The 22,385-nt window shown below is 56.3% G+C and carries 14 protein-coding genes; 2 read left to right on the forward strand and 12 right to left on the reverse strand.

Annotation, left to right across the window (positions count from 1 at the left end; all coding sequences use genetic code 11):
• Window positions 1-30 precede the first annotated feature (30 nt).
• From AC0YNV_RS33510 to AC0YNV_RS33545, 8 genes are all read right to left on the reverse strand, one after another.
• Window positions 31-2,079: a beta-galactosidase gene (locus AC0YNV_RS33510; protein ID WP_475771923.1), complete on the reverse strand. Its 2,049-nt coding sequence runs from the start codon at window positions 2,077-2,079 to the stop codon at window positions 31-33.
• Window positions 2,080-2,114: 35 nt separating this feature from the next.
• Complete coding sequence (locus AC0YNV_RS33515) at window positions 2,115-5,324, reverse strand: glycoside hydrolase family 2 TIM barrel-domain containing protein (protein ID WP_475771924.1); 3,210 nt, start codon at window positions 5,322-5,324, stop codon at window positions 2,115-2,117.
• On the reverse strand, window positions 5,321-5,974 hold the full coding sequence (locus AC0YNV_RS33520; RefSeq protein WP_475772010.1) for an aspartate/glutamate racemase family protein: 654 nt from the start codon (window positions 5,972-5,974) through the stop codon (window positions 5,321-5,323). The genes AC0YNV_RS33515 and AC0YNV_RS33520 overlap by 4 nt, the downstream gene beginning before the upstream one ends.
• 95 nt (window positions 5,975-6,069) lie before the next feature.
• Window positions 6,070-7,584 (reverse strand): four-carbon acid sugar kinase family protein, encoded by a 1,515-nt coding sequence (locus AC0YNV_RS33525; RefSeq protein ID WP_475771925.1) that lies wholly within the window; start codon window positions 7,582-7,584, stop codon window positions 6,070-6,072.
• Window positions 7,578-9,311, reverse strand: a complete 1,734-nt coding sequence (locus AC0YNV_RS33530; protein ID WP_475771926.1) for a glycoside hydrolase family protein — start codon at window positions 9,309-9,311, stop codon at window positions 7,578-7,580. The genes AC0YNV_RS33525 and AC0YNV_RS33530 overlap by 7 nt, the downstream gene beginning before the upstream one ends.
• Window positions 9,312-9,692: 381 nt before the next feature.
• Complete coding sequence (locus AC0YNV_RS33535; protein WP_475771927.1) at window positions 9,693-9,818, reverse strand: hypothetical protein; 126 nt, start codon at window positions 9,816-9,818, stop codon at window positions 9,693-9,695.
• The gene (locus AC0YNV_RS33540; RefSeq protein WP_475772011.1) at window positions 9,815-11,266 is read right to left on the reverse strand and encodes an MDR family MFS transporter; all 1,452 of its coding nucleotides are present in this window, start codon (window positions 11,264-11,266) and stop codon (window positions 9,815-9,817) included. The genes AC0YNV_RS33535 and AC0YNV_RS33540 overlap by 4 nt, the downstream gene beginning before the upstream one ends.
• A 380-nt stretch (window positions 11,267-11,646) precedes the next feature.
• Complete coding sequence (locus tag AC0YNV_RS33545) at window positions 11,647-13,254, reverse strand: alpha-amylase family protein (RefSeq protein ID WP_475771928.1); 1,608 nt, start codon at window positions 13,252-13,254, stop codon at window positions 11,647-11,649.
• 156 nt (window positions 13,255-13,410) lie between these two features.
• Between AC0YNV_RS33545 and AC0YNV_RS33550 the strand changes: the two genes are divergently transcribed.
• A complete protein-coding gene (locus AC0YNV_RS33550) occupies window positions 13,411-14,310 on the forward strand; it encodes a helix-turn-helix domain-containing protein (protein WP_475771929.1) in 900 nt (299 codons plus the stop codon).
• 115 nt (window positions 14,311-14,425) lie between these two features.
• Here AC0YNV_RS33550 and AC0YNV_RS33555 read toward each other — a convergent pair whose 3' ends face one another.
• Window positions 14,426-15,577, reverse strand: coding sequence for an acyltransferase (locus tag AC0YNV_RS33555; RefSeq protein WP_475771930.1), 1,152 nt, complete (start codon window positions 15,575-15,577; stop codon window positions 14,426-14,428).
• A 111-nt stretch (window positions 15,578-15,688) separates the two neighbouring features.
• On the opposite strand from AC0YNV_RS33555, the gene AC0YNV_RS33560 reads away from it, so the two are divergent.
• Complete coding sequence (locus AC0YNV_RS33560; RefSeq protein WP_475771931.1) at window positions 15,689-16,129, forward strand: hypothetical protein; 441 nt, start codon at window positions 15,689-15,691, stop codon at window positions 16,127-16,129.
• A gap of 349 nt (window positions 16,130-16,478) precedes the next feature.
• Here AC0YNV_RS33560 and AC0YNV_RS33565 read toward each other — a convergent pair whose 3' ends face one another.
• From AC0YNV_RS33565 to AC0YNV_RS33575, 3 genes are all read right to left on the reverse strand, one after another.
• A complete protein-coding gene (locus tag AC0YNV_RS33565; RefSeq protein ID WP_475771932.1) occupies window positions 16,479-17,051 on the reverse strand; it encodes a TetR/AcrR family transcriptional regulator in 573 nt (190 codons plus the stop codon).
• A 189-nt stretch (window positions 17,052-17,240) separates the two neighbouring features.
• Window positions 17,241-17,663, reverse strand: coding sequence for a VOC family protein (locus AC0YNV_RS33570; RefSeq protein ID WP_210046235.1), 423 nt, complete (start codon window positions 17,661-17,663; stop codon window positions 17,241-17,243).
• Between the two features lie 157 nt (window positions 17,664-17,820).
• A complete protein-coding gene (locus tag AC0YNV_RS33575) occupies window positions 17,821-22,362 on the reverse strand; it encodes an S-layer homology domain-containing protein (protein ID WP_475771933.1) in 4,542 nt (1,513 codons plus the stop codon).
• Window positions 22,363-22,385: the final 23 nt, after the last annotated feature.

Here is a 22,385-nt window from a genome sequence, read left to right on the forward strand (position 1 = left end):
CCTCCTAATCAGTCTCTCACTCTCGGGTACTTACAGTTCCGAACCTTCCAGAATCAGCACATCCTTCGGCTGAAGCGTGACCGTGCCGTTCATCGTTGTTCCGCTTAGCAGCTCAGTTTGCTCCAGAGGGCCCAGATCGACGGCGGCAGCGGCATCGTTATGATTCAAAATGAACAGAAATGCCCGTCCATCCTTCACCCTGCGGCTGACCTCGATCCCCTCCGCCGCCTCCAGAAGCGGCTTGATTCCCCGCATCGCGCATAAGCTCCCCGCCAGATCCCGCAGGAACGATGCATCCGGACTGCTCGCCACATACCAGGCTTCTCCCTGCCCGTACCGGTTGCGGGTCAGAACCGGCATTCCCCGGTAAAATTCTTCTCCGTATTCGGCCAATACCTCGGCTCCTTCCGGGTGCAGCAGATCGCATAAGAGACCGCATGCATACTCTCCGCCGAGACTGCCAAGCGGCTCTTTCATTACGATCCGGTTGCGCTGCTCCGGGAACAGGGCGTCGATCTCCTCCACCCATATGCCGAGCAGCTCCCGCAGTTCCCCGGGATAACCGCCTGCGGCAACCAGATCGCTTTCACCGACAATGCCGCTGAAGAAGGTCGTGACGAAGATTCCGCCTCCCTCTGTGTACCGCTTCAGCTTGTCCGCGACACCCGGCTTGACCATATACAGCACTGGCGCAATGACGAGCCCGTACCGGCTCAAATCGGCATCCGTGCCGACTAGATCGACCTGAATGTTCTGTCCATAGAACGCATCATAATAGCTCTGCATTTCGTTCAAATATTTCAATCCGGCGCTCGGACCGCTGGAATGCTCAAGCGCCCACCAGTTTTCCCAATCGAACAGGAGAGCCACCCCGGCCTCCACACGGGCCCCCAGCAGCTTGCCGCCGAGCTCCTGCAGCTCGCCGCCCAGCTCTGCGCATTCGCGGAAGACGCGCGTATGCTCATGGCCCGCATGGTCGATCACCGCGCCATGGAACTTCTCGAACGCGCCGGCCGAGCGGCGCATCTGGAAGAACATCACGCTGTCCGCGCCGCGCGCAATCGCCTGATAGCTCCACAGCCGCATGACGCCGGGACGCTTAAGCGCGTTGTACGGCTTCCAGTTCAATTGGCTCGGGCTCTGCTCCATCAGCAGATAAGAATCACCGTTCTTCAAGCCGCGCATCAGATCATGCCGCATCGCCACGACGCTCATCGGCATATCGTTCGTCGGGTAGCAGTCCAGCGCGGCGATATCCAGATGAGGTGCCCATTTAAAATAATCCAGCGGCTTGTAGGCCCCATTGCTCTGCAGATTCGTCGTCACGACCGCGTCCGGAATGATCGTTTTGATTGCATGATATTCATCCAGATAAGTGCCCAGCAAGCTGTCGGACATGAATCGGTCATAGTCGAGCGAGATGCCCTGGAATGCCGTTTGGTCCACATCCCTTGCGCTCAGATGCTCGCTCAGCAGGCTGGGGAGCACGATTTCGTCCCAGTCATAGAAGGTGTGGCCCCAGAAACGGGTATTCCATGCGGCGTTCAGCGCATCAAGAGAGCCGTAGCGCCGCTTGAGCCATACGCGGAACGCCTGCTCGCAGTTGTCGCAATAGCAGCGGAGCCCATATTCATTATTGACATGCCACAGCAGCAGCGCCGGATGATTCTTGTACCGTTCGGCCAGCTTGCTCGCCATCCTCGTGGAGTATTGGCGGTAAGTGGGGCTGTTCGGACATGAATTGTGGCGTCTGCCGAATTTTCGCTTCCTGCCTTCAGAATCGACCAGCAGCACGTCCGGGTAGCGCTTGGCCATCCAGGCGGGATGGGCGGCCGTGCCTGTAGCCAGGCATGCCCATACGCCATTGCGGTGAAGCATATCCATCACGTCATCGAGCCATTCGAAGCAATACGTTTCCTCATCCGGCTGATTGAGCGCCCAGGAGAAGACATTCACCGTAGCGATATCAACACCGGCCAGCTTGAACAGCCGCATATCCTCATCCCATACTTCCCTGGGCCACTGCTCGGGGTTATAATCCCCGCCATAGAGGATTTTGTTTATTTTGCCCTTGAACAAACGCAGATCACATCCTTATCTGGAGATTGCCTTCTTTAGACGGGCTTTGTCCTGCTCAGCCGCATGGGAGACGACTCGTTCATGGAGAAAGGCTTTAGACGGAGCTTGAACGCCATAGGCTCCGGTCTGATCAAGTACTGCTCCAGAGTCGGCGCATACCCGCAGCTGTGATTGCCGATTCCGCTTTGCGCCGCGTCCAGCTTTACAATCGTCTCATCCAGGCGGGTCAGCTTATGCCGATGCTTCGTCATGGTGAGATCCCCGGTCGAATAATGATGCACGCTCGTATCGAACAGTTTCCCGCCGTCGAACAGCAGACCCGTGCCGCTCCTGTCCGTGACGGCGGACCAGCGGACATCGGATTTGTTGCCGTTCTCCTGCGGCTTGATGTAAGGTACGTACTGCTCCTCTACCGTTCCGCTGTAAACACCAAGCTTGCCGCTCTCCTTGCGGTCGGAATAGCATTCATGCGGGCCTCTTCCGAACCACGAGAACTGCCCGAATCCGGCCGGCATGGCAAGCTCCAGGCCGAAGCGCGGCAGTGGCGGAAGCCCCTCCCGCGGTTCGATCGACGCTTCGATCTGCAGGTCGCCGCTGCCGTGAATCGTATAAACCATGCGCGTACGAAAGGCGACTAACTCCCCTCTCGCCCCGGCCGCGGCATCCGTCACAATGCGAACGGTATGACCGCCGGTCGTCTCCACCGTCATATTCCTGAACATCGTGACGAGCCTGTCGTAGCCTGCTTTGCGCCACGCCTTCGCGAGATTGAAGTCGTTGTCAATCGGCGCGCGCCACAGATTGATCCTGGGTCCCGACAGCAGCAGCGGCATATTTCGGAAGGTCCAGGAATCCAATCTGCCTGTCAGCTTGTTGAAAACGAGGGAGAAATTCGCTCCCTGCACCGACACCGCTTGATCCGAGGATGTCAGGCGCAGCGGCGTACGGCCAACGGACAGCGGCGGTGCGGCTGTCGGCCGTGCCTCCTGGTCCGTCGCTGCCGCCGCATGCCGGGCATGATCCGACTTGGCCGCGCTCACTCTTCCGATCGGCAGATCGGCCCAGGCCACCTCATGGCCGGGTTCCGCCCACACCGTATTGTCCGCAAGCGAGAAACGGATATGCAGCCAGTATTCACCGTCAGCCGCCATAAACGCCGGGTTCAGCGGTACGGATACGTCCTCTTCCTCTCCTGCCGCTGTTTTGAGAACAGGCAGGGAGCCCTGTTCCATTATTTCGCCGTCGCGCATCAGCTGCCACTGACCGTGCAGATGCTCCAGGGTCAGAAAATCATAACGGTTAATCACCTTAAATTGACCGGACCCCGCATCGGCGGCTTTGATTTTCACAGGCTCGATCGCCTTCTTGTACTCCAGAATCGACGCCTTCAGCTCGCGGTCCGGAAAGACCAGACCGTCGATGCAGAAATGCCCGCTGTGCGGCTCCTCTCCGAAATCTCCGCCGTAGGCGGTCCACTCCCCGCCGGATTCCGTCTGCCTGACGATCCCATGGTCCTGCCATTCCCAGATCAGACCGCCGATCAGGCGCGGATAGGCGTAAATGGCCTCCCAATATTCCTGCATATTGCCGACGGCATTGCCCATGGCGTGACCGAACTCGCACATCAGAAAAGGGCGGCTGTCGTTTTTTTGCCCTTCCTTGATAATCGTCTCCACGGCAGGATACATGGAGCTTACGATATCCACCATCGGCGCTTCATAAGCCCGTTCATAGTGAATCGGCCGGGTGGGGTCGGCCTGCCTGACCCATTCGGCCATCGTATCGTGGTTCGGCCCATAGCCGGATTCGTTGCCCAGCGACCAGATGATGACCGACGGATGGTTCTTGTCCTTCTCCACCATCCGTCTGGCCCGCTGCACATACGCCTCCCGCCACTCCGGCTGCTTCGACAGCCAGCTCTCGCCGGCAAAAAATTCAGCGGCGCTCGATTCCTTATAGGCCGTATTCTCAATAAAGCGGATGCCGTGCGTCTCCAGATCCGTTTCGTCAATCGCATACATGCCGTAGCGGTCGCACAGATCCAGCCACCGCCGGTCGTTGGGGTAATGGGACAAGCGGACGGTATTGATGTTGTGGCGTTTCATCAGCGTAATATCCTGCACCATTGCCTCCCATGTCGTAACAAACCCGAGCCGGGGATCGAATTCATTGCGGTTAACGCCCTTAATAATAACGGACCTCCCGTTGACGAGCAGACGACCGTCCCTGGTCTGCACATCCCGGAATCCAACGGCAATCCGCTTCACTTCCTGCAGCCGGTTCTCCCCGTCATACAGCGTGAGCAGCAGCGTATACAGATTCGGTGTCTCCGCCGTCCACTGCAGCGGCGACTTCACAGTCTCCTCAATATGGAACCGGCACTGGCCGCCGCTGGATAAGGGCAGCGGCAGGGGACTGCTGCGGTCAAAGACCACCCCGCGGCCCGCATCAAGCAAGGTCGCCCGCAGCTCATAACCGTCGGCGGAAACGCCGGTTATGTTCTCCGCATCGATACGGATATCAAGTACGGCATCCTCGTAACGGTCGTCGAACCGGGTCTGCACATAAACATCCGAGACGCGCACAGCCGGCAGCGCCATCAGGTAAACGTCGCGGAAAATCCCGCTCATCCGCCACTTGTCCTGACTTTCCAGATAGCTGCCGTCCGACCATTGATAGACGCGCACCGCAAGCGCATTCTCCCCCTGACGGAGCATATCCGTGATATCGAATTCGGAGTGCAGATGGCTCCCCTGGCTGTAGCCGGCTTCCTCCCCGTTCACCCATAGGTGAAAAGCGGAATCCACGCCTTCGAACACCAGATGGATGCGCCGCCCGTCCCAGCCGCCCGGCCGTACAAATCCCGTGCGGTAGCAGCCGACGGGATTTTCCTGCGGCACATGCGGCGGATCGACCGGAAACGGGTAGGGGCAGCTGCTGTAGTGAGGGTGTCCGTATCCATGCAGCTGCCAGTTGCCCGGCACGGGAATCGTATCCCATCCCGCCGCGTCATAGCCGTCGGCCTCGAAGCCTTCCGGCGCGGCCTGCGGCGATTCCGCATAATGGAACTGCCAATTCCCGTTAAGCAGCCGCACATTCGGCGTTGTCCCGCGGTCAGGCTCAAGTGCCGACTCCCAGTCGGCATAGGGAAGCAGATCGGCGTGCGGAGCGACCGTATTTCGTTCCAGGACATTCAGATTGGACCAGTCGGGCTGCCTGTTTGCCGCTGCCGGTTCAGTTGTCATGGCTTTGGCACCTCCAGAAGCTTCTTAACCGCAAGTACGCCGCGCAGCGGGCTAGACAGCACCGGAATGCCGATTGCGCCAAGCTCTTTCTCCATCCGCGCCATCGAGCCCTGCGCCAGCACCAGGACGTCCGCCTGTCCGGCCACCCTTCTTGCGGTATCCAGCAGAATGGCATCATGCCGCTCCGGCTCTCCGCTCACCAGCGCGTCATAAGCGCCAGCCGCCAGACCGTCGATAATGACAACGTCTCTGCCCAGAAGCTCCGCCTGCCTGCGGATCAGCCGCTTCGTCGGCTCAAGCGTCGTCGGCAGCGTGGCGAGCACGCCGATCCGTTCATACTTCGCCGCCGCTTCAAGCGTCATCGCGTCATCGATCTTGACGATCGGCACGTCGATCATGCTGCGGGCGAGATCGGCCACCTCCCCCACGGACGAGCAGGTATTGAAAATGACGTCAGCGCCCATCTCCGCTCCGTTCTGGTAATATTGAATCAGCCGCCGGGTGACCGCAGGAGTTACTCCTCCCGCCTGGACGACATCGTAGATCAGACTGTCATCAACGATGGTCACGACTCTGCACCCCGGCAGCTGCTCCTCATAGATCCGTTTCATCGGCTCGGCCAATCCCTGACCGGTATATACCGCCACCACTGTTTTCAAAATAGTCCCTCCCTTAAGTCCTTCACGGTCAGCGGACGACATGCATTCCGCATGATTTGGTACCGGTTCATACGATTCAACTCCCGTTATTCCCGCCCATTCCTAACCTTGACGAAGAAATCCTCGCCGCCCATCTGGCCGCCCTTCAAGGCCAGCTCCAATCCGGCGAATGGAGAGTTATGGGAATAGGTCCGGCAGAGCGGCACGCCCGGAGTGATCTGCCCCGTCATTTCCAGCGCGCAGATGTCGAGCTGCTTCATTACATAACCGGATGTATCCCCTCCCGCCACCGCGATACGCCGCAGCCGCTTCCCCATCATGACGGCCCGGCAGATGCGTCCCAGCGCCTCGCCGATCATCGTTCCGGTATCCCGGCTGCTTCTGCCGGCGGCATGCAGGCTGGATTTCGTCCGGGCGATGCTGGCATCCCCGGGACCTTTGGCGGAATAAATGATCACGCTCGTTCCCTGGCGCAGGAGACGGAGCGCCTCTGACGCAATGCGCGTGGATGCCGCCCCGCTTCCGCTGCCGTCTATCCATTCGCCCGGATCGATCCTGATGCCGGCAAAGCCGGATGCCAGCGCATAATCGATCTGCATTTGCGTCATCGACGAGCAGCTGCCGGAGACAACGAGGATCGGTTCCGCCGCTTCAGGAGCCACCGGTTCCGCAAGTCCAGCGGACGTCCCGTCGACCGCTCCAACAGGCGCCGATCCCGCCGCTCCGGCAGACTCCGCGCCCGACGTACATTGCGGCGCTTGATGGGGGACGGAGCCGCCTGCCGCTCCGGCAGAGAAGGCTTTCTCCCCGTATGCCGTTCCCGAAGCCTGCCAATAGGCCGACAGCGCATATTCCACGCCGGACGAGCCAGCCGCAAACAGCGGTCCGCGGGCGGCTTCCTTGCACATCAGCCCGCCGACCCGGGCCAGACGCTCCTGATCCAGCACATCGAACAAAATAATCTCCGGGTGCTCCTCCAGCTTCCTTTCGACAGCCTCCTCCAGGGCATCCGCAGAATCGCCTTGCTCCAGAATATCCACGAGCACGCTGCGCGCCGTTGTCTGCGCGGCGAGATGCCGGAGCAGATCGGCTTCATCCATCGGCGTCACCGGATGCCGGGACATTACGGGATGACGGTCCAGCCGGTGCGCGATGCCATGCACCGCGGCAAAATGCTGGCCGAAGACGGTATACCGCTTCAATGCCGGAACGCCGACGACAAGCGGCACATACCGCTGGGCGGAGAAGGTCCGGCGAGCCAGCTCCACCGCTTTGCCGATACTGCCGATTCCGGGAGAGGAATCGAAGGTCGAGCAGGTCTTGTAATGGCAGACAGCGGCACCCGATTCCGCCAGGAAGCGGAATATATCCGGCAGCTCCGCCTCCATCTGCTCCGGAGTGAGCGCACGCGCGGTACCGGCAATGCCGAATGCCTCAATGTCCGCAAATTCCCGGTCCAGCATCTCACGCGTCGGAAGATCAAGAAACAGCACCGTCCGCAATCCCGCCAGCGTCAGCGCTTCCAGCGCGTCGGTCGAGCCGGTAAAATCATCGCCGTAATAGGCCAGCCTGACCGCTTTCTCCCGCGCAGGACTTACCATACCAATTCGGTGTCCGGCCGGCGGTAGTCGCCTTCCCGCATCGGGGCCTTGTCATGGATTTTCCGGTGATTATACAGCGGGTGGTAGCTGCCCTCCGGCGAAATATGGATGACATCGTCTCCCTGCCACTGCACCTCGAACTGCTGGCCTACAGCGTGCTCGGTCGTGCGATAGCGGCTGAGCGGGAAAGTGATGACGATGGTATCCCCGGCGCTTGCCCTGCCCAGACGGAAGAAGCAATCCTTGATCCAGACCCCCGGCTGATTGCCGGCTGTAATGCGCCCCTCCCCGCTTCCGGACCACTCCGCCTTCACCTGGTTGTAGCCGGCCCATTCGGGAATCCGCACTTCCAGATTGGCGATATCCTGATGAATCTTAAGCTCGAGCCTGCCTTCGTGGGGAAGATAGCTGCTCACATCAAGGAGACGGGACCCGCGGCTGAGCAGCAGATTGACCCGTACGGTGCCTTTATCCTCGGTAATAATATTGCTCCAGCCCATGAACAATCCTCTTGTGCCCGATCCGATGCAGCACAGCTGCAAATCGCTGGTGTGGCCCCGGCCGTGATTGACGTCGCAGCAGAAATCGTTGGGCGCCGAATAACCGGCGAACGCGCCGCGCGTGCGCTGCGCGACTTTGTAGAAGGTCTTTTTCCCAAGTATGTCGCCATCCTTGTTGTCCGCTTCCTCCACCCAATCGAGGTCGAGCAGCTGGGATTCCGTCAGATGATTGCGGATGAACCGCTCCACCACTCCCCAATAGTGGGTGTAGCCGCAGTGCGCAAGCGTAATGCCGGTGGAAATCAAATCAACCAGCGAGCAGGTCTCATGCTCATAAGCCTGCTCCTGCATATCGCCCGGCGTCCATCCGAAGCGCGTGCATTTGGTGAGGGCCCAATCATAGCTCTTCTTCACAAAAGCGATGATCGAAGCATCCCCGGTATAACGGCCAAAGCGCGCCAGCGCGTCAAGCGTGCCGATCCGGGTATGAAAATGCCCGCTGCGATAGGCCAGCGAAGAATTGAAGCTTCCGTCCTCGTTATAGACGCCGCTGCGCTTAATGATTAAGGCCGTGAAATATTCACATAGCTCAAGGGCGTCCGGATTTCCGGTTACCTCGTGGTACTTCAGCAAGGGCATCATCAGCCGCCCGCAGAATGAAGCCGGGTCCGGCGCAAGACGGATCTGCACCGCATTTCTCGAAGGCCAGCCGGTCTCCAGGTGCTCGGATGCCGGGTAATACCAGACATCCTTCTCCTTGACGGCAATCCGTTTCAATGCGGCAACATGCTTGTCCGCCGCTTCCTTCACCGCTGGATCGCCTGTCGCCATATACCATGTTGTCAAGGACAGAATGACGGCCCGCTGGTCGATCAGATTGGCCGCTTCTCCCCAGTTCCCCTGCCTATTAACCTGACGGTAGCTCAGCCCGTCCTCCTTGAAGAAGCTGAGCAGATTTTCTTTATAGTGACGCTCCACGTCCTCGCCGAACATCTCTCCGGTCATATGCCGCGCAAGCGTAACCGAATCGATCAAACGCCCGTGGCTGGAGCCGTAGTCCCAGTCGCCATGGGTCATAAAAGCCGGTTTGGATACAAAATCCGCATTAAAGAACGGAATATAGTTATAATCTTCATCCGCCATTCCGATAATGGCGTTCAATACATGCCTGGCCCGCTCTTCCAGCAGCAGCGTGTCCGGTATTTGGTGTTGGCTTTGTTGACTCATCCCGCATGCCCCTTCCGCATTTTGATGATAGCGATTACATTTTAATCGTAACGCAACCCGCATCGTAAAAAAATAGATCAAAATTAAGGTTTTTATGCTCATTCTTAACGTTACGGCGAATGCTTCGCGTTCAGGATTGGGAAGGCAATACGGTATCAGGGACGAGCCTGTCCCAGCCGGGGAGCATCACGGGGAATTCCGGCAGCACTCTCTGCAACCTGCGGCGATAGAGAAATCAAGCAACTTATCCCCATTTTATACCCAACTTATCCACAAATGGAGGAACCACGGTTCCTGAAGAATAAAGAAGGCTGCCCCAAAGCCGCTTGAAGCTTCGCCTCTACCGCGTTGGAATGGGCAATAAGACAAAACGCCCCGGGATCATGAACCCGGGGCGCTCGTTTTGCGGAAATATGGCGGACGTTCGAAGCGGACCGCTGTCCCGCTCATGCCGGCCTGAAAGCCGGCTGCCCCATATTGGCGGCCATAGTTTTCTTGCTTCGTCAAGCCGCTTGCTGCTGGTCTTCCTCCGGCGCCTTCGTGCGTTTGAGGAAGAATCCCAGCACCAATGCGATCAGGGCGACAATGAAGCCCACCAGGAAGGCAGTCTGCAGACCCGCGACCAAGCCTTGTGCGGCTGCGTCCGGTGCGGTCGCATCATGGGAGCTCAGATACTTCTTCGTTCCCGATGCCAGGATGCTGATAAACAAGGCCGTACCGACAGCCCCGGCAACCTGCTGCAGCGTGTTGAGAATCGCCGTTCCGTGAGGATAGAGATGGCGCGGCAGCTGGTTGAGGCCCGTTGTCTGTGCAGGCATCATCACAAGTGAAATGCCGACCAGCATAATAATATGGCTCAATATAATATATCCTGTCGACGATCCCGTATGGATGCCCATAAACAGCGCCAGAGACGCGACAACGAGCACAAGACCCGGCACAACAAGCAATCTTGGTCCGTATTTGTCAAACAGCACTCCCGAGACCGGCGCCATGATGCCATTGAGAATACTTCCCGGCATCATGACAAGCCCCGATGTCAAGGCAGACATGGCCAGAACGCTTTGCAGGAACTGAGGCAGCAGCGTCAGCGTGGAGAACATCGTCATCATCAGCACAAGCAGCAGGACGACAACCAATGAAAACATAGGAAATTTGAAAGCCCGCAAATCCAGCAGCGGTTCCTTCATGGTCAGCTGACGCCAGACGAACAGCGCGAGCGCAACACATCCGATAATGATCGTCCAGTAGACTTCAGGATCGGACCATGAGCCGCCGCCCGCTTTACTGAAGCCATACACAAGCCCGCCGAAGCCGATGGTCGAGATAATAATGGAGAGAATATCGACCTTGGGCTTGGTTATATCCGATACATTCTTCAAATACACCGCAGCGAACACGATGGAGAAAGCCGTCAACGGAAGGACGAGATAGAACAGCCAGCGCCAATCCAGAGAATCGATGATCAGCCCGGACAGTGTCGGTCCGATCGCGGGAGCTGACATGATCACAAGACCCATGAGCCCCATAGCCCCTCCCCGTTTATCCGGAGGATAGATCGCCAGAATCGTATTCATCATAATCGGAAGCAGCAGGCCCGTTCCCATCGCCTGAATAACCCGCCCGACCAGGAGCACCCCGAAGGTAGACGATATCGAACAAACCAGGGTACCCACAAGAAATAAAATCATCGCCGATAAAAACATCTGCCTGGTCGTAAACCACTGCTGCAGCAGCGCAGTAACCGGTACCAGCACGCCGATTACGAGCATATAAGCCGTGGACAGCCATTGAATGGTCGACAGCTCAATGCCGAATTCCCGCATCAGATCGGGAAGGGCGTTGCTGAGCAGCGTCTCGTTCAAAATCGCCACAAACGCACCGATAATGAGGGCGGTTATAATCGGCCCTCTCCTGATTCCGCTCAGATCCACGGAAGCTGGTTTTGACTCCAAACCTGACGAGTTCAATACAGTTCCTCCTCTATATATACATCTATCCAACCCAATCCTTAATATTATAACCTTTCCATTATTTACTCAACAACCGCCCCCGGGCTAATTTGATAAAGTTTTACAAGTCCGGACCTCCCTCCGGCTGTTGAAGCTCCCTTTTGATCTTTTTGGGCTTTAGGGGAGACGAGAACCGCAGCCCTCATGCCCTTTATGCTGTTCATCCGCGGTTACAGGCATTATGAAGTAAGAGAGCTCCCTCTCCCCTGCTCGCTCTCCACCCCGAGCGTTCCATGCTGGCGCTCAATAATCTCTTTGATGTCCTATAACTATCACTGCTGATAGGAGTTCCAGTTGCACCCCGCACAGTCCTTTTTTTGTACTTATTTCCACCAGATATTGTCGATGTCGGACTGCAGCTCAGCGGATACCTGGTTCCACTGGAAACGGGTTTCCTTCCCGCCAAGCAGCCAGCGGCGCGGGCAGGTCGTCTCCATCCAGTCCAGCGGCTCGCCAGGTGCAAGAGGCTGTGCGGCCAATTCAAAGGCCGCGCGAAGCTCAAGCTGCTGCTGCTTCGTTACGGCAGAAGGCGATGCCGAGACGAACAGCGGCGTGCCGCTTCCCGCCAGCAGCTCCAGCCACTGGCGGTTCAGCTCCCATGGCACCTGTTCGGTAATGCCGATGCAATCCGCATCATGGCTGTAGAATGTTCCATGCTGCGGCATGCGGAACGCCAGCGTATTGATGCCCATATACCGGGTCCGCTCCCACAGCTTCCCGCTCGTGTCATCCCCGGTCCGCTGCACTTCGAATAATCCCGCCGACAGATGGCTGATCGTATTGCAGCCGATGACGACGCTGCCGCCAGAGGCCCGGGCCAGAACGCGGTACAGCTCCAGGATGATCTCGGCCGTTGTCCTGGAACGGTCGTGAAAAGGCTGCGGCAGAGCATTTGTCTTCGACTTCATCTGGAAGCCCCACTGGCCCAGCATATCGAAGGTGGAAAAGTCATGCTTGATCAGCTCATAGCCCCATGACACCATCCTGGCGACGGATTCGGCAATATCGTTCAGCACATCCGGCACGCTGGGATCCAGCACATACCCGTTATTGGCGCTGTACCGGAGCCATTCATCCGGGACTGTTTCACTGGTCAGCAGCGGACGGAACCAGATGCCCGGCTTCACGCCGGCATCCTTCATTTCATGCGCGAGCCGGTCCATCTCGGGGAAGAGGGAATTGCCTCTCCACGGCCCGCCGTTGCAGGCTCCCCCGCCGCTGGCCAGCTGCCAGCCGTCATCAATGACCATATAGGGACGGTTCATGCTGGAAGAAGACAGAGATGCCATGAATTTGGAATCCTCCAGAATCTCCGCGTGGGAGCTGTTCCCGTAAGCGTAATACCAGTTGTTCCCGCCATATACGGGCTGGTCCGGCAGCACGGGATTCTCGCACATCACGGAGCAGAAGCGGCTTGCCGCGGCAAATGCGCTTTCCCCTTCTTTTCCCTCATAACCGACGATTTCGGCCGCCACAAGCTTGCGACCGCCCAACTGAACCCCCTCGCTGCCGCAGCGGACATCCGCCGACAACGTAATGCCATCCTGATCAAACTGCCAATAGCATAAGGATGCCGTCCCGGTCTTGACGCCGTAACCGTTAGTCACAATGCCGTCATTCGTAAGAAAATACCAGGGCATGACGCGCTCTGGCACGATTCCTCTCCACTCCAGATCGCCATACGCCCGCTCCCAATGGTCGCCCAGAACGGCAAGCCGTCCTGTCACATTCTGCTTCCAATACAGCCTGACCGTCTTAACCGCCAGCAGCGGCGCAGACAGCCCGACAGAGCAAGAATCATTCCTGCTGTGCAGCGTTATTTCAACTCCGCCGCCGCTCCAGATCCCGTCGCCGCTGCGATTAGCCGTTTGCCAGCCGTTATCCGTTTCGACCAGAATCATATCCGGTTCTCTTCTTATTGCCAATGCCATAGCTTCCAGCTCCCCGTTGCCCTTCCCATAGGAAAGGCAGTATTCTTGTAATCGTTCCTATAAGTAGTATAGAATCCTTTGCATGAGGAAGTAATAACGAAAGGCCGCCTGCCGGGGAGAGAATAGTTAACCAATTGTGACATTTGGGGGTGCGTTATGAATCCGGACGGGGACAAACAATTCGCGCACGCCTTTCCCAACAGCAAATCGGAGATTTACCTGTACGGCGCCCACACGGGGGAAGTAACGAGACCCTGGTCCTGCCAGCGGCATCTTCATCACCGGATGGTCGAAATCAATCTCGTGCTGGAAGGCTGCCAGACCGTCCTTACCGGAAACGGGGAATACAGGCAGCGCAGCGGCGATTTGCTGATTATTCCGCCTATGCAGCTGCACGCCTTCAGCGCGGATGAGCCCGCTCCTTTAAAATATTTTGTGATGCATATCCAGATCGATGATCCTGTATTTCTACAGCTGCTCGGCGGCTCATCCCAAATCTATTATCCGGAGGGCGGGATGCTTAACCGGCAGATTCTGCCGGATGTACAGGCGATTCTGCAGCTTCTGCTGGACGGTGCTTCCAGAATCTCCATATTTCACAGACTCTATACGCTGCTGGAGCAGCTTGAGGATTCCTTCACCAGGCTGAACAGCGATCACGCGGCCAAGCTTGCCGGCAACCTGCCTGTACAAATTGCCAGAGAAATCGAGACCCTGATTGCCTCCCCCCAGGATGAGGAGCATGCATGGTCCGCCAATTGGCTGGAGGAAATTGCGCTCAAGCTGGGCTTTACCCGCAGGCACTGCTACCGCGTTTTTCAGCAGATGTACCAGATGTCGCCGCGGGATTACTTCTCCATCCTCCGCCAGCAGGAGGCCATGCAGCTTTTGCTGAACACGCAGGGCTCCATCGAGCAGATTGCACGGCGCGTCGGATATGACAATGTGCAGAGCTTCATCCGCCAGTTCGCGAAATGGACGGGCTCGCCTCCGGGCGAATTCCGCAGGAAGCGCCGGGACGATTTGATCTATTTGACTCCCCTCGAAGTCAAATGAAGCTGATCGACCGGCATGAGCATTCTTTCCGAATCCCTTCACCAAAGCCCGATACAAGAAGAGCAGCATTCCCCTGAGAGGGGAAGCTGCTCTTCTTGGCGTATACTGCGTTTATTCAGAAGGATAACGGCTGGCCTGCCTTCCTGCCATGCTGGCGGGAAGCTTTTATTCCCTGAACGATCAGACGCAGCAGGTAAGCAAGCGCCACCGAGACGACTGCGCTGAGCGCAAAGGCTGTCAGCGTCCGCAGCGTAATGGAGCCGCCGGGAAGCAGCCAGTCCGCCGCGAGCTCGGTGTACCTCAGCATATAAGCATGCGCAAGATACGCGATATACGAGTAGATGCCCGCCAGGGTGAGCATCTGCCGCAGCCAGACGGGTGCATTCTTCATAAAGCTGATCGAGGCCGCATATACGGCAAGCACCGAAACCGTGAGGAACACGGCCATCTCTGGCCTCAGAAGCGACAAATCATCATAGCGGATAATAACGTCCGGATACAGCTTGAAATGAGATACGACCACATACAGCATCCAGCAAACCATGAGCGCATACAAGGCGGTCAGGTAGTGACGGCAGCGGATGAGCCATGCACGCCAATGATCCAGATACAGGCCCGCCGCCGCTCCAAGCGCAAAATAAAAGAAAAACATCAGTGCGTTGCGATCGAGATAGGCAGTGAAGAACGCGCTCAGAAAAGAGATATCCCATGCATCCGCCGAGCGGTAGACAGCGCCGCCCTGATCCATCAGCCACACATAAAGCAGTCCCAGAGCCAGAACGATTATCGCGGCTGTCCGGACCGACTTTGGCTTCCACCTTCTGACCATTCGCTGGAGAAGCGGAAACAGCAAGTAAAATTGGGCAATCATGACGATATACCATAGGTGATAGGACGCTTTTCCCGTAAAAATCATCATCCCGAGCTTCGGCAGCGAGCCTGCCTCGTAGAGATTGAGCCGCTGGAATGTCACGGCATATAGAACGGCCCATGGAATATAAGGCAGGATGACATCCTTGAACCGCTTGCGGATAAACGCGCCATAGCGAATGTCTCCGTCATAATTGTAGAAGAGCACGAGCCCGGTAATGAACACGAACAGCGGAACGGCGAACTTGGACAGCAGCAGCAGCAGACCGAGAATCACTCCATCCTCCAGACGCGTGTCCGTCATGGGAAAATAGTGGGCGAGGGCATGCTGCATCACGACCGCCAGAAACGCCATTCCCCGCAGCATTTCGATTTCATCTATTCTTGGTTTCTTCATGTAAACTCCTTCCAGGGGGACTGCATAAGCACTTCCATTCCTCTATCAGTTTAACATATTAGGCCTTTCCGGACAGGGTTCCCCCATGGAAGCATGCCCCCCGCCGTCTTTATGATCAGGCAAAAAGATAAAATAGTAGCGCCGAACACGAAACATTCTTATATTCAGCCTGCCAAATACGCCGATGACGATGTGACCACCCTGCCGCCGGTCGGCAATCTTGAGGCCGGCTCGGCAACGGTGTCGTCCCTGCAGTTGACCTGGACGGCGCCGGGCGACGACGGAACGACGGGCACGGCGGCGTCTTACCCATCCGTGTCAGCACCGCGCCCATCACGGACGCCAATTTTGCAAGCGCCATCCCGGTTAAAGAACATTCCCCTGCCTGCAGCAGCGGGAACCAGCCAATCGCTGACCGTTCCGCTTCCCGGTGATACCAGGTATTACTTGACCATGAAAACAAAGGACGACGCGAATCTCGTCTCCGCTATTTCCAATGCCGCAAGCGGTACGACCTTGCTGCTTCCCGTTGGCACAAACGGCATGAAATGAAGCTGTACGGAGAATGGAGCAGACATCCTGTGTCGATTTCGACGCGTTACCTGCGCATTACGCTCAGCTCGGAACGTTCACAGACGGCTGAAATTGTATTGTACGGCTCGTAGGGATTTTTTTAGCAAACCCATAAAGAAGCCAAAAGACGGTTCGGGGCATTGCACCCGAGCCGTCTTTTATATCTATGAAGGAATAAAGGCAGTGTAAGCTGGACTTGTAATAGCGTGTTCCCCATCGCCGTCGGCATTCTTTCTTTGACTCAGGTCATTCCACAAACGAAAAACAGGTATCGAGCATAGCTGCGGCAGTCGGCAGATCGGCTATTTTCTTACAAAAAAAGATGCCATTAAGCTTTAATGGCATCCCAGCTCATGCGTACAATTTGCTGCAAATTTTCCTCATTAGCTTCAAATTCCCCTTTAAAATGGGCTTTGGCCAGCTGTGTGACAGGAAAATAGCAATAGCTCAGCAGAAAGAGTGTCGGCAGCGGCTTTAGCTCACCGTTTCGTTTCCCCTTCTCGACAAACTCGTGGATCGCAGTGAACATTGATGCCGTATCATCAAGATATAATTTATCTACAAGCGGCGAGGTTGAGAACTGCTCCAGAAACAAGAAATAATCCTTGTTCTCCAGAATGAACCGCATGGAATTTCTCATGAACTGCTCGCATATCTGCCGTGTAGGCATGCTGTCATCAATATCATGAATCAGCTGCCTGCTCATCTTCTCTTTGACTTTGACATAAAGCTTGCCGAGCATATCCTCCTTATTCTCAAAATAAACATAAATCGTCGCAGACGAGACATTCGCCCGCTTGGCGATTTTGGACATCGAAATGTCTGAAAACCCTATTTCGTTCAACAATTCAATTGTGGCTTGAAAGATCGCTTCGTTCTTGTTCTCGTCTTTGTGTCTCATGCTCTTATAGTGAATGACCGTTTGATTAAAGTCAAGTCATGCTGTACATGGCGGTATGCTCAATGCTGCCATATTCCTTAGTATGGTTAAAATTCAAGCCCATTAAAGGCAGAACAACCTTATATAAAAGACAAACCCCTGCGCCGGAAGCACAGAGGTTGTCCAAAAAGCTTGTATAAAAACGATATTTTACCATTCACCTATTCCAAGATTAAATTGCCAGTGGATGCCGAACTTGTCCACCACGCTGCCGTAGTATTTGCTCCAGAATGTTTCTTGAAGCTCCATTTCCACTTTGCCGCCTTCTTTGAGTTGATCGAACGCGGATTGGAGTTTCTCCTGGCTGTCAACAACGATGGCCAGACTGATGTTGTTGCCTTGAACAAACGGCATGCCGGGAAATACATCGGAGAACATCACATTGCTTCCATAAATATTAAGCCTCGTATGCATGATCAAATTTTTGGCTTCCTCCGGAAGCGGATATTCTGGGCTCGGCGGCGTTTCTCCGAAAGTCATAAATTTAGGTTTTTCCGCTCCAAAAACCTCCGAGTAAAACTCTGCTGCTTCTCGACAATTACCATTAAAATTCAAATACACATCAACAGCCATTTGCCCAGCTCCTTTTTTTTGGATTGCTAGTTTTGCAAGATTGATAACCTCATCTTATATCATTTGCGGTGCATCATTCAATTGTACTTTTGACACTTTTTCTCAATGAAAATGAGGGATGCGGCAAACCGCCGCCCCCCTCATAGGTTCATTCTATTTACTTATTGACGAAATCCAGAAAACGTTTCAGCATAACAGCCGTATCTGCTCTTGCCAGCGCAGCTTCAGGAAGAATCCGCCCCTCCAAGTCTCCCTGCATAACACCGGACTCTACCATGGCTGACAGTGCCTCCCGTGCCCAATCCGCCGCAGCAGGTTTATCAGAGAAACCGGTAAGACCATCTCCCGAAGGCAAGGTCCGGTCAATGAAGGCCGCGGCCCTGGCAAGCATAACCGCCATCTCCTGCCGCGTCACCGGTGCCTGGGGCCGGAATGTCCCGTCCTCATAACCGTTCACCAGACCCATAGAGGCTGCCGCTCCCGCAGCAGCGGCGAACCAGTCATCCTGCTTCAGATCCGTGAAAGAAGCCCTTCCTTCCAGATCCCCGAGACCAATTGCCCGGACCAGCAGCGCCGCGAACTCCGCACGGTTTACATTTTCAGCCGGAGCATAAGAGTTCTCTGTGATCCCGTTTGAAATCAGACGCGAAGCCAAATTCTCGATTTCCCGCTGAGCCCAATGCCCTTGAATATCCGCAAAAGACTTCGTCCCCGATATGACGGCATATACGCCGTTATCCCGGCTGCGCACGGTCACTTCGCCGCTATCGTCCGCCTCTGAAGAGAACGATGCAAGCACAGGAACCAGTCCGCCTTCACTTGACAGCCTGACGGCTGCTCCACCGCTGCCGCTTCCCCCGTGAATCACATGCTCCACATACGTTTCCTTCAACGGATTCTCGTCGATGATCCCGCCGGAGGCATCTACAGCCAGAATGGCAAAATCGACGGCATGCCCCAGCTTGAAACCGGCCGGGAGCGCTGAGCGGATCGCCGCGGCGGCAGTCTCGTCCGAGTAAGCGATTTTAATTTGCAGTATTGCGCCATCCGGAAGCTGCAGCGCTTTGAGCGGCAGCTTATAGTCTCCATAAATGCTCTTCACAAGCAAGGAAGCGTTAGCGCCACCCTGCTCCAAGGCCGCTTGTATAATGCCGTCAGGAATCTCGGCCGCCAAGCCGCGCCGGTCTTCCTGAGATGGAAGCGAAATAACAAAGGCGCTTATACTCCCTGCCGCCTTGAGAGCCTCAAGGGCCTTGGCCTCGGAGAGCGACATACGAAGAATGTCGCCGCTATCAGAATTGGTCGTCACCGCATTCGACAAATCCCCAGCCGGTAAACTGCCGGCGGTTACGACGGGAGCGCCTGTCATTCCGCCGCCGCCGTTCCCGTCACCCCCTCCAGTTCCAGGGTCACCTCCGTTCTCTCCATCTCCAGGGTTCCCCCCGTTCCCTCCATTTCCTCCATCTCCAGGGTTCCCCTCATTCCCGCCATTTCCTCCATCTCCCGGGTTCCCCTCATTTCCGCCATTTCCACCATCTCCAGAGTTCCCCCCGTTCCCTCCATTTCCTCCATCTCCCGGGTTCCCGCCATTTCCGCCATTTCCACCATCTCCAGGGTTCCCCCCGTTCCCTCCATTTCCTCCATCTCCCGGGTTCCCGCCATTTCCGCCGTCACCGTCTCCGTTATCTCCGCCTGAATCCGGCGCCGACAATCGGAACAGCCTGGAGGCCTTGGCTTCCAAATTCACCTGAAGCGTCCCTTCTGTCTGCGAGGTCTCGCCGTTCCAGAGATTCAGCGTTTCATAGGCCACATCACCCGCAAGACCTGCTCTTGCCAGGTTGACCGTCTTCTCCGTCGCAGAGCCGCTATAGTTGAATACGGCAAGATAATAGGTGCCGTTATCATTCAGCACGAAGGTATCGGAAGCCTTGGAGCCCGTATTTCCCTCCACGGAACGGAACGCTTCTCCTTTCCTGGCCAGGTTCAGCACATCCGTATTGGTCAGCAGCGCTTCGCCGTACTCCTGCGCTTTGGCATCATGGAAATCGTCCGAATCCAGGAATACCGTACCTGTAATAACAGCGGAATTTACTCTTGAACGGGCTTCCTCCAGCGATCCGGCCCGTGTCAATGCCATATGATCGGGGTCCATATAGGGATAAATGGTTCCATTCTGCCACCAGCCATAGGTTAACGCGTTCAGCTCAAATTCCGTATCCGAGATGCTGCCGAAGGTATCGGTAGCGATTCTCCGGCTGTGTGCGTACTGGCTCGGGAACATCGGCGCAATCGATGTGCTGATGAACATGCTGTCCGCCACCAGCGAGTTGACATAGGCCATGCCCATGTTATACGCCTGGGTTCCCGTCTCCACCAGCGGATCATAATGTGAGCCTTCCAATGAGCCATGGGTCAGAAAATCCAGCTTGATATATTCAAAGCCCAGCGATTTGAACTTGTTCAAATAATAATCCATCCGCTTCTTCGCCCCCGGATGGGTCGGATCAACCGCGTAAGCGCCGTCGAGCTTGGGCAGCAGCTGGCCGGCGGAATCGCGCAGCAGAATGTCGCCATAGGTATAATCGGATCCCTCGACCTTCTGGCTCATATTGTCGCCCCAATAGACGAACGGCCCCCAATAGATGCCGGCTTTCTGCCCGTTGGCCCGGATATGGGCGACCGCATCGGCCAGCTGCTCATCCGACAGATTATCCCAATAGGAATCCATGTTGACATAAGTGGTATTGTCGTTGGACAAGCCCTTATCCTGCAAATTCTGCTTGATATAATCCGAGGTATCCAGCACGTCCTGATAGCTGAGCTTGTCGGCATAAGCCGCCCAGCTGTTCCAGCCCATCGGAACGGCATCCGGAACGGCGCTGCTGAAGGAAAGCGGCGGAGTGATGACGGCATTCGCCTTCCCGTATTCCTCCATGCCCGTCCGGTAATCGTCGTAGAGACCGACGAAAGCTTGCGGCGACCACAGACTCGTGCCGGACAAGCTGCCGTGCGGCTGCGAATCATGCGTCTTGGCCGAGGAGACCCCGCCGTATAATTCAAGGCTGTTCAGGCGGTCATTGCTGCCGATAAAATGAATGCCCGTCTTCCAGACATCATGCTTCACCGAGCCGACGACCAGCCCCTCGCGGGTCTCGTTATCATAGATGGCCGATACCTCATAGCTGGTGTCCTCCGAATTGATCGGCACGGCCTGTGAACGAATCCACATATCATTGTCATAAGGAAGAGCCAGCACCCGGCCATCCCCATAGCTGCCGATATCCACGCCGCCTGTCGTATTGGTGATCACAGGAGCCATGTAATTGGTCGCGATAGCCGAATCGGAGACCGCTTCCAGCTGTGCGAAGAAGAAGGGCTGATCGGGATAAAACGTATACCACTGATTAAGCGTTGGCTTGCCGGCTTCCGTGTTGGCCAGCTTGATCTTCGCCCCGCTGCCGAAGCCGTCCTGAACCGGCTGCACATCGGACATGGAGAAGCTGTGGCTGCTGTAGCAGCTGCTGATATTATTCCCGGATTTGCTGTATACCCCCCGGACGATCACACGTCCGTTCCATGCGTACTCCGCAAGTCCGCTGTCCGTTCGATACGTCATCGTATAATCGCCGTTCTGCACGACGACCGCGCCGGCATATTCGGTAATGACGATGGACCCTTCCGTTTTGCTGGCAACAGGGGCGCCAAGCGGCAAGCTTGTCTCCGGCGCTTTCTCACAGGGCAATACATCTCTTCCGGTGCCTGGCGAGACGATAATCCGGTCCAGATCAGGGGCATAGCTCCCTCCGTCCGAGAACAGGAGAGTATTCGTTCCTGCTGCCAATGTCACGGTAATCGTCTGGTTTCCTACCGTGTTCCAATCCGCTGTGCTGGCGAACAAGATCGTCTGGGCCAGACCCCCGTTCACACTCACATCGGCAGAACGCGGATCTCCGGAAATATAGGCGAACGTCAGATCATAGGCGCCCTCCTCCGGAACGAAGATGTCGTTAAATTGCACAGAAGCTCCCTGATACAGGTTCCCTGCTTTCTTGCCGCCCGAGCAGCTTGCGCAGTCTGAGATCGAGGCATTCCCCGCAAAGGTATTTCCTGCCGCTTCGCCTTCATAGCCGAGCGAAGCCGGGGAAATATCGATTTTGTCAAAATCAGGCGCGTAGCCGCCTCCGTCAGACAAATCAATATGATTGCTGCCTGCGGCCAAATGAAGCGTCAGCCGCATCTGGGCCGTCGTATCCCAATCCGCGGTCTTTGCGAACTCCACATGCTGGGACGCGCCATCGTTCACGCTGATATCCGCACTTCTGGGATCGCCGGATATGTAAGTAAAAACCACATAATAAGGCCCCGCTTCCGGCACGTTAATATTGTTGATACGCAGGCTGCCGCCTCCATACAGATTGCCTACCTTCTTCCCGCCGGAGCAGGCCGTGCAATTGCTTACGCCCGCATTGCCTCCAAGCGTATTGCCCGAAGCCTCCGCTTCATAGGTCAACTGTGTAACAGAGCCGGCCGCTGACTGAGCCGGCGTATCCATGATTAAGGCAGCGTCTTCCCCCGATGTGCCGTCTGCAGCGCCGATAGCCGGATCTTGCTCCAGCGGTTCATTATCCGCAGCAGCAGCTGTTTGCATGATGCCGAATATAAGCGTCAGAACAAGCATCCACGAAAGCGTTTTCTTCATTATTAATTCCTCTCCCTCGCTTC

Source organism: Paenibacillus sp. JT31N11 (assembly GCF_056269285.1).

Bases quoted from the DNA above. Each gene is read 5' to 3' on its own strand.
- AC0YNV_RS33530 (WP_475771926.1), bottom strand. From the start codon at position 9,311: ATGAGTCAACAAAGCCAACACCAAATACCGGACACGCTGCTGCTGGAA.
- AC0YNV_RS33570 (WP_210046235.1), bottom strand. From the start codon at position 17,663: ATGGCTGTTGATGTGTATTTGAATTTTAATGGTAATTGTCGAGAAGCA.
- AC0YNV_RS33545 (WP_475771928.1), bottom strand. From the start codon at position 13,254: ATGGCATTGGCAATAAGAAGAGAACCGGATATGATTCTGGTCGAAACG.
- AC0YNV_RS33550 (WP_475771929.1), top strand. From the start codon at position 13,411: ATGAATCCGGACGGGGACAAACAATTCGCGCACGCCTTTCCCAACAGC.
- AC0YNV_RS33575 (WP_475771933.1), bottom strand. From the start codon at position 22,362: ATGAAGAAAACGCTTTCGTGGATGCTTGTTCTGACGCTTATATTCGGC.
- AC0YNV_RS33525 (WP_475771925.1), bottom strand. From the start codon at position 7,584: ATGGTAAGTCCTGCGCGGGAGAAAGCGGTCAGGCTGGCCTATTACGGC.
- AC0YNV_RS33515 (WP_475771924.1), bottom strand. From the start codon at position 5,324: ATGACAACTGAACCGGCAGCGGCAAACAGGCAGCCCGACTGGTCCAAT.
- AC0YNV_RS33560 (WP_475771931.1), top strand. From the start codon at position 15,689: ATGATCAGGCAAAAAGATAAAATAGTAGCGCCGAACACGAAACATTCT.
- AC0YNV_RS33555 (WP_475771930.1), bottom strand. From the start codon at position 15,577: ATGAAGAAACCAAGAATAGATGAAATCGAAATGCTGCGGGGAATGGCG.
- AC0YNV_RS33565 (WP_475771932.1), bottom strand. From the start codon at position 17,051: ATGAGACACAAAGACGAGAACAAGAACGAAGCGATCTTTCAAGCCACA.